This is a genomic window from Achromobacter sp., from assembly GCF_057314935.1.
Window position 1 is genome coordinate 1 of record NZ_DBHKZA010000107.1, and the last position, 16,360, is coordinate 16,360.

General features: G+C 64.2%; 16 protein-coding genes and 1 tRNA gene. 6 read left to right on the forward strand and 11 right to left on the reverse strand.

All coding sequences use genetic code 11. The features are described from left to right. Positions 1-298, forward strand: a 298-nt coding sequence (locus tag ACO6D5_RS26785; RefSeq protein WP_485827061.1) for a hypothetical protein, incomplete at its 5' end; no start/stop codon positions are given. A 521-nt stretch (positions 299-819) separates the two neighbouring features. On the opposite strand, the gene ACO6D5_RS26790 is transcribed toward ACO6D5_RS26785, so the two are convergent. The 7 genes from ACO6D5_RS26790 to cysS form a co-directional block, all read right to left on the reverse strand. Next, on the reverse strand, positions 820-1,179 hold the full coding sequence (locus ACO6D5_RS26790; RefSeq protein WP_485827062.1) for an SH3 domain-containing protein: 360 nt from the start codon (positions 1,177-1,179) through the stop codon (positions 820-822). A 188-nt stretch (positions 1,180-1,367) separates the two neighbouring features. Further along, a tRNA-Ser gene (locus ACO6D5_RS26795) sits at positions 1,368-1,460 on the reverse strand. Between the two features lie 90 nt (positions 1,461-1,550). Then, on the reverse strand, positions 1,551-2,816 hold the full coding sequence (locus ACO6D5_RS26800; RefSeq protein ID WP_006225514.1) for an aspartate kinase: 1,266 nt from the start codon (positions 2,814-2,816) through the stop codon (positions 1,551-1,553). 146 nt (positions 2,817-2,962) lie between these two features. Beyond that, positions 2,963-3,937 (reverse strand): tRNA lysidine(34) synthetase TilS, encoded by a 975-nt coding sequence (tilS, locus tag ACO6D5_RS26805; protein WP_485827066.1) that lies wholly within the window; start codon positions 3,935-3,937, stop codon positions 2,963-2,965. A gap of 162 nt (positions 3,938-4,099) precedes the next feature. After that, complete coding sequence (locus ACO6D5_RS26810; protein ID WP_059372051.1) at positions 4,100-5,065, reverse strand: acetyl-CoA carboxylase carboxyltransferase subunit alpha; 966 nt, start codon at positions 5,063-5,065, stop codon at positions 4,100-4,102. Positions 5,066-5,101: 36 nt separating this feature from the next. Further along, on the reverse strand, positions 5,102-5,746 hold the full coding sequence (locus ACO6D5_RS26815; RefSeq protein WP_006225511.1) for a DNA-3-methyladenine glycosylase family protein: 645 nt from the start codon (positions 5,744-5,746) through the stop codon (positions 5,102-5,104). Between the two features lie 20 nt (positions 5,747-5,766). Then, positions 5,767-7,221, reverse strand: a complete 1,455-nt coding sequence (gene cysS / locus ACO6D5_RS26820; protein ID WP_485827063.1) for a cysteine--tRNA ligase — start codon at positions 7,219-7,221, stop codon at positions 5,767-5,769. 363 nt (positions 7,222-7,584) lie between these two features. On the opposite strand from cysS, the gene ACO6D5_RS26825 reads away from it, so the two are divergent. From ACO6D5_RS26825 to ACO6D5_RS26835, 3 genes are all read left to right on the forward strand, one after another. Continuing rightward, positions 7,585-8,268 (forward strand): tetratricopeptide repeat protein, encoded by a 684-nt coding sequence (locus ACO6D5_RS26825; RefSeq protein WP_315527998.1) that lies wholly within the window; start codon positions 7,585-7,587, stop codon positions 8,266-8,268. 134 nt (positions 8,269-8,402) lie between these two features. Beyond that, complete coding sequence (locus tag ACO6D5_RS26830; protein ID WP_006225507.1) at positions 8,403-8,912, forward strand: peptidylprolyl isomerase; 510 nt, start codon at positions 8,403-8,405, stop codon at positions 8,910-8,912. Continuing rightward, positions 8,905-9,672, forward strand: coding sequence for a UDP-2,3-diacylglucosamine diphosphatase (locus ACO6D5_RS26835; RefSeq protein WP_485827064.1), 768 nt, complete (start codon positions 8,905-8,907; stop codon positions 9,670-9,672). Before ACO6D5_RS26830 ends, ACO6D5_RS26835 begins: the two co-directional genes overlap by 8 nt. Positions 9,673-9,757: 85 nt before the next feature. Here ACO6D5_RS26835 and ACO6D5_RS26840 read toward each other — a convergent pair whose 3' ends face one another. The 3 genes from ACO6D5_RS26840 to ACO6D5_RS26850 form a co-directional block, all read right to left on the reverse strand. Continuing rightward, a complete protein-coding gene (locus ACO6D5_RS26840) occupies positions 9,758-10,621 on the reverse strand; it encodes an undecaprenyl-diphosphate phosphatase (protein ID WP_315136169.1) in 864 nt (287 codons plus the stop codon). A gap of 18 nt (positions 10,622-10,639) precedes the next feature. Beyond that, a complete protein-coding gene (locus tag ACO6D5_RS26845) occupies positions 10,640-12,226 on the reverse strand; it encodes a TerC family protein (RefSeq protein ID WP_315528000.1) in 1,587 nt (528 codons plus the stop codon). A gap of 155 nt (positions 12,227-12,381) precedes the next feature. After that, on the reverse strand, positions 12,382-13,167 hold the full coding sequence (locus tag ACO6D5_RS26850; RefSeq protein ID WP_006225503.1) for an inositol monophosphatase family protein: 786 nt from the start codon (positions 13,165-13,167) through the stop codon (positions 12,382-12,384). Between the two features lie 132 nt (positions 13,168-13,299). Between ACO6D5_RS26850 and ACO6D5_RS26855 the strand changes: the two genes are divergently transcribed. After that, complete coding sequence (locus ACO6D5_RS26855; protein WP_315528002.1) at positions 13,300-14,091, forward strand: TrmJ/YjtD family RNA methyltransferase; 792 nt, start codon at positions 13,300-13,302, stop codon at positions 14,089-14,091. Positions 14,092-14,156: 65 nt separating this feature from the next. On the opposite strand, the gene ACO6D5_RS26860 is transcribed toward ACO6D5_RS26855, so the two are convergent. Beyond that, the gene (locus ACO6D5_RS26860) at positions 14,157-15,146 is read right to left on the reverse strand and encodes a tripartite tricarboxylate transporter substrate-binding protein (protein WP_315528003.1); all 990 of its coding nucleotides are present in this window, start codon (positions 15,144-15,146) and stop codon (positions 14,157-14,159) included. Positions 15,147-15,306: 160 nt separating this feature from the next. Here ACO6D5_RS26860 and ACO6D5_RS26865 point away from each other — a divergent pair, with 160 nt between their 5' ends. After that, positions 15,307-16,068 (forward strand): IclR family transcriptional regulator, encoded by a 762-nt coding sequence (locus tag ACO6D5_RS26865; RefSeq protein WP_485827065.1) that lies wholly within the window; start codon positions 15,307-15,309, stop codon positions 16,066-16,068. Positions 16,069-16,360: the final 292 nt, after the last annotated feature.

A 16,360-nucleotide genomic window follows, 5' to 3' on the forward strand; every position in this document is an offset into this window, starting at 1 on the left:
TTTTTTCTTCGGCATTGGCCAGAAGCCAGTACTGAACCTTATCTGGCGGAGACATAAGACCTCGAATATTAAAAACAATATATTCAATAAAAATCCACATACTCGCAAAGGTAACCGCTTACATGAACAGGTTTATGCGACTGAACAACCCGCCGGACTCAGAACGGCCAGCACCCTGCGCCATCGGCAAGACGTCCTAAACCGCGTCGCTGAGCGGCTGAAATACCTCCAGGGCGAGCCGGGCTTGAATGAAGCGCTTACGGGAAAGCCCGTATGCAAGCGCGGCGAAGAGCGATAGACAGGACCGCCATACGCACAAAAACCAGCGTAAGCAGAGCATTGCATTGGCATTAAACAAGGGAGTAGCGCCATTAGCCACATGCCGGAAAAGACTATTCCGATCGTGGAATATTGGGCAGAATTAAATCCCCGGTCGCGCTTTTCGCGGATGACACATGAGCAAAGTCAGATCTGCCTGCAAAGGGCTGTGCAAAACTCTGCGAAATGACTGGCGACCTTTAGTTTTAGTAATGCTAATCGTGCTCATTGCGACCGCCGTCAGCATTTTGTATTTTCACGGCTGCGAACGTGGAGAACGGGCATCCATTTATATCGGAGGGACGCTCGTCGGAATGCTAGTAATTGGATTCATGGTCTGTCGGCGCTGATGATCCGCATTGCCCGCCCTGAATTCAATTTGAACTGCCTGGACATAAACGTCTATTCGCCCGTATGCACGACGTAGGGCCGGAATCTAACTGCAATTTCTCAGATCTTGGACCTGGGTAGCAAATTGCAGTCTGACTCCCTGATCACGCATCAATCGTTGCCGGTTTCCCGGAGGTTCTTCAGAGGGACCCAGCCCCTGCCGGCATCTGACGGGCGATCGCACCACGCCCAGCCGTTCAGCGTCCGGGAGCCAATCAACGCGTCACCCGCATCCACGTCCAATTCCAAGGCGGTGTAGTCTTCCAACGCCTTGCCACGACCAGGTTCGAGGTGTTCAATGATCTGCCCCGGCACCCAGCCTTCCTGCGAATCCGACGTGCGGCAGAGATACCAGTTGTTCCAGCCCTCCGGACCCTCGTACTTTTCACCGATGGTGATTAGACTGCCCTTGGCGAAGTGGATAGGCTTGGGGTATTCGCTTCGATGGCGTGCAACGACGATGTATCTCATGGTGTCCCTTCGGTTGGATCCGCCTGGCGGGCAATTGGCGCGAGACTGCGATTTCCCCATGCAGATATCGAGCGCACTCTCGTACCCGCGGCGGCCAGCTCGCGCCCATGAAAAAACCCCGCAATCACTTTCGCGATTGCGGGGTTTTTATCTTCAGCACTGACCAGAAGCCAGTACTGAAGCTTATCTGGCGGAGACGGTGGGATTCGAACCCACGATGCAGTTTTTAGCCACATACTCCCTTAGCAGGGGAGCCCCTTCAGCCTCTCGGGCACGTCTCCGAAAAGAGAACGAGATTCTAGCACGAATTTTTGGAGGTTTTCCCGCGAAGCGGGTCTTCGATCAAAAAAAACGTGCCGGAACCGTTGTCCTTATTCCTTGGCGCCCGGCGTCTGGTCCAGGCCGAAGGCCTTGTGCAGCGCGCGCACGCCCAATTCCATGTACTTGTCGTCGATGATGACGGACGTCTTGATTTCGCTGGTGCTGATCATCTGGATGTTGATGCCTTCTTGCGAAAGCGTCTGGAACATCAAGCTGGCCACGCCCACGTGCGAGCGCATGCCGATGCCCACGATCGAGACCTTGGCGACCTTCTCGTCGGTGGACAGTTCGCCCGCGCCAACGGCCGGGATCACTTCGCGCTTGAGCAGGTCCACGGCACGCGCGAACTCGTTGCGGTTCACGGTGAACGAGAAGTCGGTCGTGCCAGCCACGGACTGGTTCTGCACGATCATGTCGACGTCGATGTTGGCGGCGGCGACCGGACCCAGGATGGAGAAAGCGATGCCCGGTTTGTCGGGCACGGCCAGCAAGGTGATTTTGGCTTCGTCGCGGCTGAAGGCGATGCCGGAGACAACGGCGGCTTCCATTTTTTCGTCTTCCTCAAAAGTAATCAGCGTGCCCGAGACCATTTCTTCGTCGAGCGGAATGAGCGGGTCGGTCAGCGAGGACAGGACCCGGACCGGTACACGGTATTTGCCGGCGAATTCAACCGAGCGGATCTGGAGGACCTTGGAACCCAGCGACGCCATTTCCAGCATTTCCTCGAAGGAAACGACGGCCATGCGGCGCGCTTCGGGCACCACGCGCGGATCGGTCGTGTAGACGCCGTCCACGTCGGTGTAGATCAGGCATTCGTCGGCCTTGATGGCCGCTGCCACGGCCACGGCCGAGGTGTCCGAACCGCCACGGCCCAGCGTCGTGATGTGGCCTTCCGGGTCGATGCCCTGGAAGCCCGTCACGATGACCACGCGGCCAGCGTCGAGGTCGGCGCGGATGCGCGCGTCGTCGATGGAGCTGATGCGCGCTTTCGTAAAGGACGAATCCGTGCGCACGGGCACTTGCCAACCGGCATAGCTGCGCGCCGGCACGCCTTCGGCCTGCAGGGCGATCGCCAGCAAGCCGCTGCTGGCCTGCTCGCCAGTGGCGGCGATCATATCGAGCTCGCGGCCGTCGGGCTGGGGCGCGATTTCGCGTGCCAGGCCAAGCAGGCGATTCGTTTCGCCCGCCATTGCCGACGGCACAACAACAACCTGGTGGCCTGCGGCGTGCCACTTCGCGACGCGACGCGCCACGTTTCTGATGCGCTCGACCGAGCCCATCGAAGTACCGCCATATTTGTGAACGATCAGGGACATCTCGTACTCTGGCTGGGAACCCGCCGCAAAGTGGTGGCGGGCAAAACCATATATTCTAGCGCGGCGGTAAAAATTTGCTCAGTTTGAGGAAATTTATGTTCATTACGCGGCTATTTTTCTGCGGATTCTTTCCAAAGCAGCCGTTTTTATCCTCTGGGCTCGACCCAGACCCGTCCCCGATGGCATCGGACGACATGCCCCGCCTGCTCGACCCGCAATTGGCGGTCATGGCCCAGGCTATGTAATTCCCGCAGTTGTCGCAGCAGGTCGCGCAGGCGCGCGTCGGTGGGCATGCGGGCGCCGTTCTGCGCCAGCCAGTGGCGTAGCACCTGCGCCTGGCGCGCCGCCGACAATCCGCGCCACGCCAGCAGCGAAAAACTGGCGCCGTCCGGGCTGGGGTCCAGCCGCGCAAAGTCCTCGCGGGCGACCTCGTCCAGGATTTCGGCCGCTTCGGCCATGTGCGCCGCATGCCGGGCAACGATGCCCCGCCACCCGGGCCAGCGGCCGTCCAGCACCGGCGCCAGCAGCTCGCGCACCGCGGCGCGCGTATAGCGGGGATCGGAATTGGTCGGATCTTGCACCGGCCGCCAACCACAAGCGGCCTCGACCGACGCCGCGGCCTGCAGAATCGTGGCGCGGTCCTGGCCCAGCCACGGACGCAGGTACCAGACGCCGTCGCGCTGCGTGGCCGGCGACATGGCCGCCATGCCTGCCAGCCCGGTGCCGCGCAACAGGCGCAGCAACACGGTTTCAGCCTGGTCGTTGCGATGATGCGCCAGCAGCACATGGCGGGTTCCGTGCGCGTTGGCCAATCGGGCCAGCGCCGCGTAGCGCGCGTCGCGCGCCGCCGCTTCGATACCCTTGCCGGCGGCTTGCTCTACCTGCACACGCGCCTCGGCCACGGGCACGCCCAGCAAACTGCCCAGCGCATGCACCTGCCGCCCCCACGCATCGGCGGCGGCCTGCAAGCCGTGATGCACATGGAACAAGGACAGGCCGATGCGCAACTCGCGGGCCACGGCCGCCGCATGCACGGCAAGCATGGCCGAATCCGCGCCCCCACTGACCGCGACCGCCATGCGCGCGGGACGCTCGGGCAAGGCCAGCAAGGCCTGGCGCAGCGCAGCGGCCAATTCCTGGGAAACGGGGGGTAAAGGGGCGGTGGAATGCACAACGCCCGACTCGGCCGGTACGGGCGTGTCGGGCGTTGGCCGGACGTTCATGAGGATGGCGCGGGTAGCGCGGTCGCGGCGCCGGCTAGCTTGCCGGCGCCCCTGCCCGCCTTACGCGCGCACTTCCTGGTAGGCGCCGTAGGACAGCAGGCGCTGGACGCGCTGTTCCACAAGCTGTTCGGGCGTCATGCCCTGCAGCTGCCGCAGGGCGTCGCCCAGGGCGCGGCGCAGCAGGCGCGCCATGACGCGGGGGTCGCGGTGCGCGCCGCCCACGGGTTCATTGACCACGCGGTCCACCAGGCCCAGATCCTTCAGGCGCGGGGCGATGATGGCCAGCGCTTCGGCGGCCTCAGGCGCCTTGTCGGCGCTGCGCCACAGGATGGAGGCGCAGCCTTCGGGCGAAATCACGGCGTAGGTCGCGTACTGCAGCATCAGCACGGCGTTGCCCACCGCGATCGCCAGCGCGCCGCCCGAACCGCCTTCGCCGATGATCGTGCAGATCACGGGGACCTTGAGTTCGGCCATGGCGTACAGGTTGTGGCCGATGGCTTCGGACTGGCCGCGCTCTTCGGCGCCGATGCCCGGATAGGCGCCCGGGGTGTCCACGAAGGTGAACACGGGGATGCCGAATTTTTCAGCCAGGCGCATCAGGCGCAGGGCCTTGCGATAGCCTTCAGGACGCGGCATGCCGAAATTGCGGGCGGCGCGTTCCTTGGTGTCGCGGCCTTTCTGATGGCCGATCACCATGCAGGGAGTGCCGTTGAAGCGCGCGAGGCCGCCGATGATGGACTGGTCGTCGGCGTACATGCGGTCGCCGTGCAGTTCATGGAAGTCGGTGAACATTTCGCGCACGTAGTCCAGCGTATAGGGGCGCTGGGGGTGGCGGGCGACAAGGGCCGTCTGCCACGGCGTGAGCTTGGCGTAGATTTCCTTGGCCAAGGTCTGGCTCTTCTGCTGCAGACGTCCGATCTCGTCGGAGATGTCTACCGCAGAATCGGCCTGCACGTAGCGCAGCTGCTCGATCTTGTTTTCAAGTTCGGCCAGCGGCTGTTCAAATTCCAGAAATGTATTGCGCATGTAGTGTGGTTCCGTAGATGGGCTGCCTGGTGTGCATCAGTATTGAACCGGTGTCGGTTCCAGACTGCGCCATAAGTACCAGGTTGCCACGGTACGCCAGGGCTGCCACGCCAGCGAGACTTCGCGAGCCTCGAAGCGCGAGACAGGCTCGCCACTGAAATAGTGTAGCGAGATTGCCTTGAGCAACCCGGGATCATCCAGCGGCAGGACGTCAGGCCGCTGTAGATTGAAAATCAAAAACATCTCCGCCGTCCAGCGCCCGATGCCCCGGATGGCGACCAATTCAGAAATAACGGCCTCGTCGTCCATGGCCGCCCACTTTTCAGGGTGGACGCGGCGTTCGCCGAAATGCACGGCCAGGTCCAGCACGTATTCGGCCTTGCGCTGGGACAGGCCCGCCTTGCGCAGCCCGTCCACGCCTACGCGCAGCACGGCGACCGGCGTGGGACGCTTGCCCACGGCATCGATGAACTTGGTCCAGACGGCGTCGGCCGCCTTGGTGGAGATCTGTTGCCCGATGATCGCCCGCGCCAGCGTCACGAACGGCGTGCCGCGCGAGGTCAGCCAGACCTCGGGATGCTGGGGGATGACCTTTTTCAGGATGCGGTCGCGCCGCATCAGGTGGGCGACGGCGGCCTCCCAATACTCGGGCTTGGGGATGTCGAGATCGGCGGTGGACATATCGGGCGTATCCACTGGGCTCACGCCCTGCGCCATTGCGTCAAGCCACCCGGCTTGTCGTCGAGTTCAATGCCGGCATCGCGCAATTCGGCGCGGATGCGGTCGGCTTCGCCGAAATTGCGGGCCGCCTTGGCGGCCGCGCGCGCGTCGATCAACGACTGGATGGCGTCGGCGTCCAGCGTGGCGCGCTGCCCTTGCTCGATGGCCGCCGCGGAATAGCGGGTGGGCGACTGGAAGTACGCGGCGGGGTCCTGTTGCAAGAGGCCCAGCAGCGAGCCCAGCGCCTTCAACTGGCCGGCGCTACGCGCGCTCTTGCCGCGGTTGGCCTCGGAGGCCAGTTCGAACAGAGCCGCGATGGCGCCCGAACTGTTGAAGTCGTCGTCCATGGCGGCCTTGAAGGCCTGGGCCTGCGGCTCGCTCCAGTCGATGCCCTGGTCGTCGGCCGCCACGTTCTGCAGCGCCTGGTACAGGCGGTCCAGCGCGTTCTGCGCGTCGATGAGGTTGTCGGGCGTGTAGTTCTGCGGGCTGCGGTAGTGGTTGCGCACGATGAAGAAGCGCACCATTTCGGCTTCACGCGGATTGACCTGGTAGGAGGCCGCGTCCGCAGCCGGATCGCCCTGGGCGATGGTCTGCCGGATGGTGCGGAAATTGCCCAGGGACTTGGACATCTTGTCCGAATCGACCATGAGCGGGCCGCAATGCATCCAGATATTGGCCAGCGTGCCGCCGAAGGCGCCTTCGGTCTGGGCGATCTCGTTTTCGTGGTGCGGGAATTTCAGGTCCGGACCGCCGCCATGGATATCCAGCGGCAGGCCCAGCAGGGACTTGCTCATGGCCGAGCACTCGATGTGCCAGCCCGGACGACCCAGGCCGTAGGGCGACTCCCACTTGGTGTCGTCGGGTTCCTCGGCCTTGGCCGACTTCCACAGCACGAAGTCCAGCGGGTCGCGCTTGGCCGAACCCACCGCCACGCGTTCGCCGGCGCGCAAGTCGTCCAGCGTTTTGCCGGACAGCTTGCCGTAGCCGGAAAAGCCGCGGACGGCGTAGTTCACGTCGCCGTCGTCGGCCTGGTAGGCCAGGCCGTTCTGCTCCAGTTTGCCGATGATGTCCAGCATCTCGCCCACGTACTGGGTGGCGCGCGGTTCGCGGTCCGGCGGCTCGACGCCCAGCGCTTGCTCGTCGGCATGCATGGCGGCGATATAGAACTCGGTGACTTCGCCGATGCGGCGGCCGGTTTCAACAGCGCGGCGGATGATCTTGTCGTCGATGTCCGTGATGTTGCGCACGTAATCGACAGCCAGGCCGCTGGCGCGCAGCCAGCGCTGCACGACGTCGAACGAGACCAGCATGCGGGCATGGCCCAGATGGCAGAAGTCATACACGGTCATGCCACACACGTACATGCGCACCTGACCAGCCTGGGCCGGTTTGAACGGTTCTTTGGTACGCGATAACGTGTTGTAGATTTGCAGCATGGCGCTTTAGGATTCGTCTAATTGCTTCCGGGGCGGATTCGGAAAGTTGCTTGCGAAGGACAATACCTTCACAGCCTGCCGCCAACTCCATCATCATCGAACATCGACGATGGGTCTTGCCTGGCCGTCGAGTCTGGGGCGGCTCTTGCCAGGCGCTTCACCGGACATTTGCCTGGCATTTACCCGACATTCACCCGACATTCACCCAACATTTTCCCCGCACTCTGGGTCCCAGACCCCGGTCTTATGCCCAATGTCGAGCCAAAAACTCAACCGGGGCTAAAATGGCGGTCGTCAAGTATAGCAAGCGGCCCGGTCGCGCGCGTAAGCGCAAGCCGGCCACGACTTTTAACGGATACCCACGTGACTATCAAGCCGCGTTTTTGTGTCGCCCTGCTCGCCCTGGCTGTCGCCGGCGCGCCGGTTGGAACCGCCCTTGCCCAGTCGATGGCCGGCGGCGGGGGTGCCAGCCCCAATGCCACCCGCACCACGCTGGACCCGATTCCTCCCGAAGGCGGCTGGGACGGCCTGGCCAAGCTGCTGGAAGCCGCCAAGCCCGGTGTCGACACGCGGCTCGCGCCCTCGCCTTCGCAAGTCACCGGGCGCATCGAAATGCTGCTGAACCGCGGCGACACCGATGAAGCCCTGGCATTGATCGAAAAACGCGAAGCCGAGATCAAGGACCAGCGTGGCACCGACGTGCAGCTGATGTTCCAGCACGCGCGCGCCCTGGCCGCCTTGAACCGCACGAACGAGGCCATCGACATCTACACCGACATGACCACGCGTTTCCCGGAGCTTCCGGAACCTTGGAACAACCTGGCGGCTCTATATGCCAGCCGCGGTGAACTTGAAAAAGCGCAAGATGCCCTGCAAATGGCATTGCGCGCCGACCCCGGCTATGCGGCTGCCCGAGCGAATCTGGGCGACCTGCAACTGCTGCAGGCCCTGCAGACCTACAAGAAGGCCGCCAGCGACGGCGTGCCCGGCATGCAGGACAAAGCCCGCGAAGTCGAAACCATGCTGAAGGATAAACAAGGCAAATGATGTCCCGTTACTCCCCCTTCCACCTGCTGCGCGTCACGGCGTGCTCGTTCGCGCTGGCCGCATTTGCCCCGGCCGTAGTCGGCGCCGCTCCCGCAGCCACTTCTTCCACCTCCACCTCTGAAGGCACAAAAGCCATGAGCACCAATCCCCGCGTCAAGCTTGTCACGAACCAAGGCGACATGGTCATCACCCTGGATGCCGCCAAGGCGCCCAAGACCGTCGAAAACTTCCTGACCTACGTCAAGGAAGGCTTCTACAACGGCACCGTGTTCCATCGCGTGATCGACGGCTTCATGATCCAAGGCGGCGGTTTCGAACCCGGCATGAAGCAAAAGCAGACCCATGCCCCGATCGAAAACGAGGCCAACAACGGCCTGAAGAACGACAAGTACACCCTGGCGATGGCCCGCACCAGCGACCCGCACTCGGCGACCGCGCAGTTCTTCATCAACGTGTCGAACAACGATTTCCTGAACTTCACGTCGCCCACGCCGAACGGCTGGGGCTACGCGGTCTTCGGCACCATCACCGAAGGCACGGACGTGGTCGAAAAGATCAAGGGCGTGAAGACCGGCAACAAGGGTTTCCACCAGAACGTGCCGAACGAAGACGTGATCATCGAGAAGGCCGAAATTCTTGAATAAGATTGCCCTGTCCGGCCCGATCTGGCTGGCTTCCGACTTGCACCTGGGGCCGGCCACGCCGGCCACCTCGGAGGCCTTCCTGGCCTTTTTGCAAGCCGCGCAAGAAGACGCTGCCGCCCTGCTGCTGCCGGGCGACATCTTCGATGCCTGGATCGGCGACGACGTGATCCGCGCCGCCCCCCCGTGGCTTGCCACGGTGTTGACGGCGCTGCGGGAAACCGCCGGACGCATCCCGGTGTGGCTGGGCCGCGGCAACCGCGACTTCCTGATCGGGGAAGAACTGGCCAACGCCGTGGGCGCCAAGCTGCTGCCCGAACCCGCCTTGCTGGAAACGGATTTCGGCCAGGTGCTGCTGACTCACGGCGACGAATTCTGTACGGACGACGCCGCGTACCAGCAGTTCCGCAAGATGGTCCGTGATCCGCGCTGGCAGGCCGAGTTCCTGGCCAAGACCATTCCGGAACGCCTCGCGATGGCGCAACAGGCCCGTGGCGAAAGCCAGGCGGCCAACCAGACGAAATCCATGGAGATCATGGACGTCAACGGCGCCGCCATCGACGCCATCTTCCGCGAGACCGGCGTGCGCGTGCTGGTGCACGGCCACACGCACCGCCCTGCCCGCCACGTGCTGGAGGTGGAGGGCAAGAAGCGCGAACGCTGGGTGCTGCCCGACTGGGATTGCGACCACGTGTCGCCTGCCCGGGGCGGTTGGCTCATCATCGACCGCGACGGCCTGGAGTTCTACGACCTGGAAACGTAGGGTGGATGCCGCGCGCAACCGATCCCACGACGCAAAAAGGGCCTCGCAATCGCGAGGCCCTTTTTCTATCCCGTGGCCCGAAGGCTCAGCGGGTGAAGATCCAGGCTGCCACCACCGCGCCGAACACGATGCGGTACCAGGCGAACACGCGGTAAGTGTGGTTGGCCACGAAGCGCAGCACGGCGCGCACCACCACCATCGCGCTCAGGAAGGCGGCGATGAAGCCGACGGCGATGCCGGACAGGTCGTGCTGGGTCAGCACGCCGAAGTTCTTGTACATGTCGAAGACGGCCGCGCCCAGCATCGTGGGCATGGCCAGGAAGAACGAGAACTCGGTGGCCGTCTTGCGCTGGATGCCGGCGATCATGCCGCCGATGATGGTGGCGCCCGAACGCGAGGTGCCCGGGATCATGGCGAAGCACTGCGCCACGCCCACGCCCAGCGCCTGCTTCCAGGTGATCTGTTCCAGCGTGTAGGCAGAGGCCCGTTCATCGGAGGCCGTGTCGTCCGCCGCGCCCGGCTGATCACCCGGCGTGTGGTGCGTCCTGCGCTCGACGTACAGCATGATCAGGCCGCCCACCACCAGGGTCACCACCACCACGCCCGGGTGGTAGAACACCGACTTGATCGTCTTGATGAAGATCGCGCCGATGACGGCCGCCGGCAGGAAGGCGATGATCAGGTTGCGGGCGAACGCCACTTCGCTGGGCACGCCGGTCAGGGCGCCCCGGATCAGCTGCAGCAGCCGCGCGCGGAACACCCACATCACGGCCAGGATGGAGCCCAGCTGGATCACTACCTCGAACACTTTGCCGTCGCCGGACTGGAAATTGATCCAGTCGCCGACCAGGATGAGGTGGCCCGTGCTGGATACGGGGATGAATTCCGTCAGGCCTTCCAGGATGCCGAGGATGAATGCCTTGATCAGATAGAGCGCGTTTTCAGTCACGATAGGTAGGGGTTCCGGTTAATCGTTGGCAAGCGATGCTTCATCGGAAAGCATTTCCTGGGGCCGCTTCTCCACGCGCACCAGGGCGATGCGGCGGCCGTCCATTTCCAGGACTTCAAAACGGAAATGCTGGTGATGGATTTCGTATTCGCAGGCATCGCCCGGCTTGGGCAGATGCCCGAAGCGCGACAGCAGATAGCCCGCCAGGGTCGAAAAGTCCTGGGCCTCGTCGACCAGGCCTTCCGTTTCCAGCACCTGCTCGACATGGTGCAGATCGGCCGCCCCGTCGATCTTCCAGGTGTTGTCGCCGTCGGCCACGATGTCGGGCAGTTCGTCCTCGTCGGGGAATTCGCCGGCGATCGCCTCGAAGACGTCGATGGGCGTGACCAGGCCTTCAATGGCGCCGAACTCGTCGGCCACCAGCACCAGCTGGCCGCGCGAACGCTTGAGCGTGTCCATCAGACGCAGGATGCCGATGGCCTCGTGCACGATGATGGGGTCGCGCAGGCGGTTGCGGCGCACCCGGCCTTCCGTGATCAGGTCGGCCACCAGGTCCTTGGCGCGAGCGATGCCCAGCACCTCGTCCAGCGAACCGCGGCAGACGGGGAAAAAGCTGTGGGGCGCCTCGGTCAGTTGGCGGCGGATCAATTCAGGATCATCGTCGATGTTGATCCAGGAGACGTCCGTGCGCGGCGTCATGATCGAGCGGATGGAGCGTTCGGCCAGGGTCAGCACCCCACTGACCATGTTGCGCTCTTCGACGCCGAAGGCCGGCATGGCCGGGCCGTCCGCATTGGGCAGGTCGGGCTCGTCGCTGGCGGGCGGGCGCTTGCCCAGCATGCGCAGCACGGCCGAGGCGGTGCGTTCGCGCATCGGGCGGCGGGCGTCCAGCTTGAGCAGGTTGCGGCGCGCCACCTGGTTAAGCGCTTCGATGGCTACCGAAAAACCGATGGCGGCGTACAGGTAGCCCTTGGGCACCTTGAAGCCGAAGGCCTCGGCCAGCAGCGAAAAGCCGATCATCAAGAGAAAGCCCAGGCACAGGACCACCACGGTCGGGTGCGCATTGACGAAGCGCGTCAGGGGCTTGGAGGCCAGCAGCATGATGCCGATCGCGATGATGACGGCGATCATCATGATGGCAAGGTGATCCACCATGCCCACGGCGGTGATCACGGAGTCCAGCGAAAACACCGCGTCCAGCACCACGATCTGCGTCACGATCACCCAGAAGCTGGCGTACACGCGCGGCCCGGACGAGCCGGCATGCTGCCCGCCCTCCAGGCGCTCGTGCAATTCCATCGTGCCCTTGAACAGCAGGAAGAGGCCGCCCACCATCAGGATCAGGTCGCGCCCGGAGGGGGACAGCGGACCGACGGAAAACAGGGGGGTGGTCAAGGTGACCAGCCACGACATGACGGACAGAAGGCCAAGCCGCATGATCAGGGCCAGGCTCAACCCCATGATGCGCGCGCGGTCGCGTTGCGCAGGGGGCAGTTTGTCCGCCAGGATGGCGATGAAAATCAGGTTATCAATGCCCAGGACGATCTCAAGGACGACCAGGGTAAGCAAGCCGACCCACGCAGCGGGGTCTAGCAGCCACTCCATCAGGAGCTCCAGAAGTTACACGACCGGTAATCGTACATGGAAATGCCATGACACGCCGGTGACACGCCTCGTCCGTATGCCTGATGGGCAGTGGCGCGCCTCAAAAAAAAACCGGCCCGAAGGCCGGTTTCCGTACTGCGTGATCCGTGCCGGGATCAGGCGGCCGACGGCGGGTTCAACGACGTCAGCATCTGCGTGAAGATCTTCGGGCTGGCGGCCAGCACGTTGCCGCTGTCCATCCAACCTTGTTCGCCGTCGAAGTCGGCGATCAGGCCGCCGGCTTCCAGGACCATCAGGCTGCCAGCAGCCAGGTCCCAGGGCTTCAAGCCCACGCCGCAGAAGCCGTCCAGGCGGCCGCAGGCGACATAAGCCAGGTCCAGGACCGTGGCGCCCAGGCGGCGCACGCCCGTCGCGCCTTCGGCCATCTGGCGAAAACGCTGCGAGCCCTGCTCGGGATCGCCAGCGCTGGGCCAATGGGCGCCCAGCAGCGCCTCGTGGTAGCGAGTGCGGCCCGAGACGCGCACGCGGCGATCGTTCAGGAAGGTGCCGCTGCCACGGCTGGCCGTGAACAGTTCGTTGCGCGAAGGGTCATAGATGACCGCTTGCGTGACCTGGCCGCGCTGCGTCAGCGCGATCGACACGGCGTAGTTGGGCAGGCCGTGGATGAAGTTCGTCGTGCCGTCCAGGGGATCGATGATCCACTGGAATTCTGCCTGGTCGGGACCTTGCAGCCCGAATTCCTCGCCCAGCACGGCATGGTCCGGGTAAGCGGCATGCAGTGTTTCGACGATGGACTCCTCGGCGGCGCGATCGACTTCCGTGACATAATCGCGCGGCCCCTTGCGAGCCACGCTGAGTCGTTCCAAATCCATGCTGGCACGGTTGATAATGGTGCCGGCACGCCGGGCCGCCTTGATGGCGATGTTGAGCATCGGGTGCATAAAATTCCGTACGTATGCGGTGGGTTCGCGTGATGGTAGGCCACTTGCCGCCCCCCCGGGTCCGTCGTTGCCCCAACCGGGGAAATCGACCCAAAAAACCAGGAAGGCACTAAGCCAAACGTGCCATTTTAAATGACTCAAGCATTTTCACGTGTTCGCTTCGTTATGGTGAACCCCAGCCACCCCGGAAACGTCGGTTCGGCGGCCCGTGCAATCAAGACAATGGGCTTCTCGGAACTGGTGCTGGTCGAGCCTAAATTCCCAGATGTAACAAGCCAGCCCGAGGCCGTGGCGCTTGCCAGCGGCGCGTTGGACGTGCTGGAAAACGCCCGCATCTATCCGTCGCTGGAAGCCGCCCTGGCCCCGGTCACCCTGGCGTTCGCCCTGACCGCCCGCGTCCGCGACCTCGGCCCCCCGCCGTGCGACATCCGGCAGGCGGCCGACCTGGCCTGCGCCCATCTGGCGGATACCGCCGAGGGCGTGGCCGCCATCGTGCTGGGTACGGAACGCGCCGGGCTGACCAACGCCCAGATCGCCCTGTGCCACCGCATCTGCCACATCCCCGCCAACCCCGAGTACAGCTCGCTGAACGTCGCCCAGGCCCTGCAACTGGCCGCCTGGGAGCTTCGTTACGCGTTGCTGGTGGACCAGGGCGCACCGCTGCTGCCCGCCTCCACCGCCCAGGAACCGGCACGCGGCGCGGAGCCGGCCTCCAGCGAAGCGGTGCAGGCATTCCTGGCCCACTGGGAAGAGGCGCTGATCGGCGTCCAGTTCCTGGACCCCGCACACCCCAAGAAACTGATGCCGCGCATGCGCCATCTGTTTTCGCGCCCGGCATTGACCCGCGACGAAGTGGACATGATGCGCGGCGTCTGCACCGCGATGCTGGCCACCGCGAAACGCAACGGCGGCGCAAAAAAATAGGGACGGGCATCGCCCGTCCCTGCTGCATCAAACTCCCTGCGGCGGACCGCAGGGAGTTTCGATGATCAGTCCACCGTGGCGCCCGAGGCCTTGATCACAGGGGCCCAGCCATCCACTTCCGACTTGATGAACTGGCCGAATTCGGCCGGCGTGGTCTTCACGCCCACGGCGCCCAGCTTCTCGAAGCTGGTTTGCACCGACGCCTTGTCCAGCGCTTGCTGCATGGCCGCGTTCAACTTGTTGATCACTTCCGGCGGCGTGCCGGCCGGTGCCAGCAGGCCGAACCACGACGACACGTCGAAATCGGTGAAGCCCGATTCCTTCATCGTGGGCAGATCCGGCGCGCTCTTGGAGCGGTCGCTGGTGGTGACGGCCAGGGCGCGCAGCTTGCCCGACTGGGCGTGCGGCCATGCCGACGGCATGTTGTCGAACATGAACTGCACCTGGCCACCGATCAGGTCGGTCATGGCCGGGGCGCTGCCCTTGTAGGGCACGTGCAGCACGTCGATGCCCGCCTTCATCTTGAAAAGCTCACCGGCCATGTGGATGGAGGTCCCGCTGCCCGACGAGGCGAACGCCAGCTTGCCGGGGTTCTTCTTGGCGTATTCGACCAGCTCTTGCACCGATTTCACCGGTACTTGCGGGTTCACGACCAGGATGTTGGGCACCTTGGCGCCCAGTGCCACCGGCGCGAAGTCCTTCGTGAGATCGAACGTGACGTTCTTGTACAGCGTCTGGTTGATGGCGCTGGTGACCGCGACGAACAGCAGCGTGTAGCCGTCAGGGGTGGCGCGCTGCACCTGGTCGGTGGCGATATTGCTGCCGGCGCCCGGCTTGTTCTCGACCACGAACGACTGGCCCAGGCTCTCGGTGAGCTCCTTGGCCATGATGCGGGCGATCACATCCGTCGTGCCGCCGGCGGAAAAACCGACCACGATACGGACAGGCTTGTCAGGATAGGCAGCGTGGGCGGAACCCATGGCAAATGCGCTTGCGGCGGTAGCCAGAAGGGTGGCGGCCAGACGCCGCAGGCCAGGCTTTTGACCTGTAGTCATAATGTCTCCGTGCAGGTACTGTCCATCGAGTGGACGATTTGAATTATTGGATGATGCATTCTGAGCTATACACGCGGGTTGCATCAAGGTAGAGTCCACGCTACGGACAATGGTTTTCCCTTGACCGTCCCGCACCAACCTAAAGTTCTCAGAGATTTGCATGCAAGACAGTGATGCCGCGGCCGCAGGCCCACGCACGTTGCGGCGCGGTTTAGCCGTTCTGGCCGCCTTGCGCGACCAAGGGCCCGACGGCCTCAGCGTGACAGATATCGCCCGCCTGACGGGCATACAGCGCCCCACCATTTACCGCTTGCTGGCCGCCCTGCTCGACGCGGGCCTGGTGCTGCCGGTGACGGGCACCAAGAAATACCGCGCCCAACTGGCGGTGGACCCGGATACGCGCTCGCGCGATCCGCGGGTGCGCCAGTTGCTGCCGGTACTGCGCCGCCTGGCCGACCGAACGGGCGATGCCGTCTTCCTGGTGGTGCGCGAGGAAGACGACTCCATCAGCCTGCATCGCGAGATCGGCAGCTACCCGGTGCAGATCCTGGCCACTTACGCCGGCAAGCGCCAGCCGCTGGGCGTGGGCTCGGGCGGCATGGCGCTGCTGGCCGCGCTGCCCGACGACATCGCCCGCGGCATCGTCGAGCGCAACTCGGGACGGCTGGACGAATATGGCGGCATGACGCCGCAGGAAATGTACCGGCTGATTGAAAACACCCTGGCGCGCGGCTATTCGGTGGTGGGCAACCACGCCGTGCGCGGCGCGTTGGGCGTGGGCTGCGCGCTGCTGGATTCGCAAGGCGCGCCCCTGCTGGCCGTCAGCGTCACGGCCATCATCGACCGCATGCCCGCCCAGCGCCAGCGCGAGATCGCCGGCTGGATCAAAGCGGAGCTGGCACGCCTGGCGATGCAGGCCTGAGGGCCCTGCGAAAGGAAGAGCCCCCACGCCGCGCACGCGGCGCGTGCTTGCTGCCCCCCGAGGGGGCTGTTTTTGTCTTGGGGCGGCCCGGCGAAAAGAAAGCGCCCCCACGCCGCGCACGCTACGCGTGCTTGCTGCCCCCCGAGGGGGCCATTTTTGTCTTGGGGCGGCCCGGCGACAAAAAAAGGCCCCCACGCCGCGCACGCTACGCGTGCTTGCTGCCCCCCGAGGGGGCTATTTTTGTCTTGGGGCGGCCCGGCGAAAAGAAAGCGCCCCCACGCCGCGCACGCTG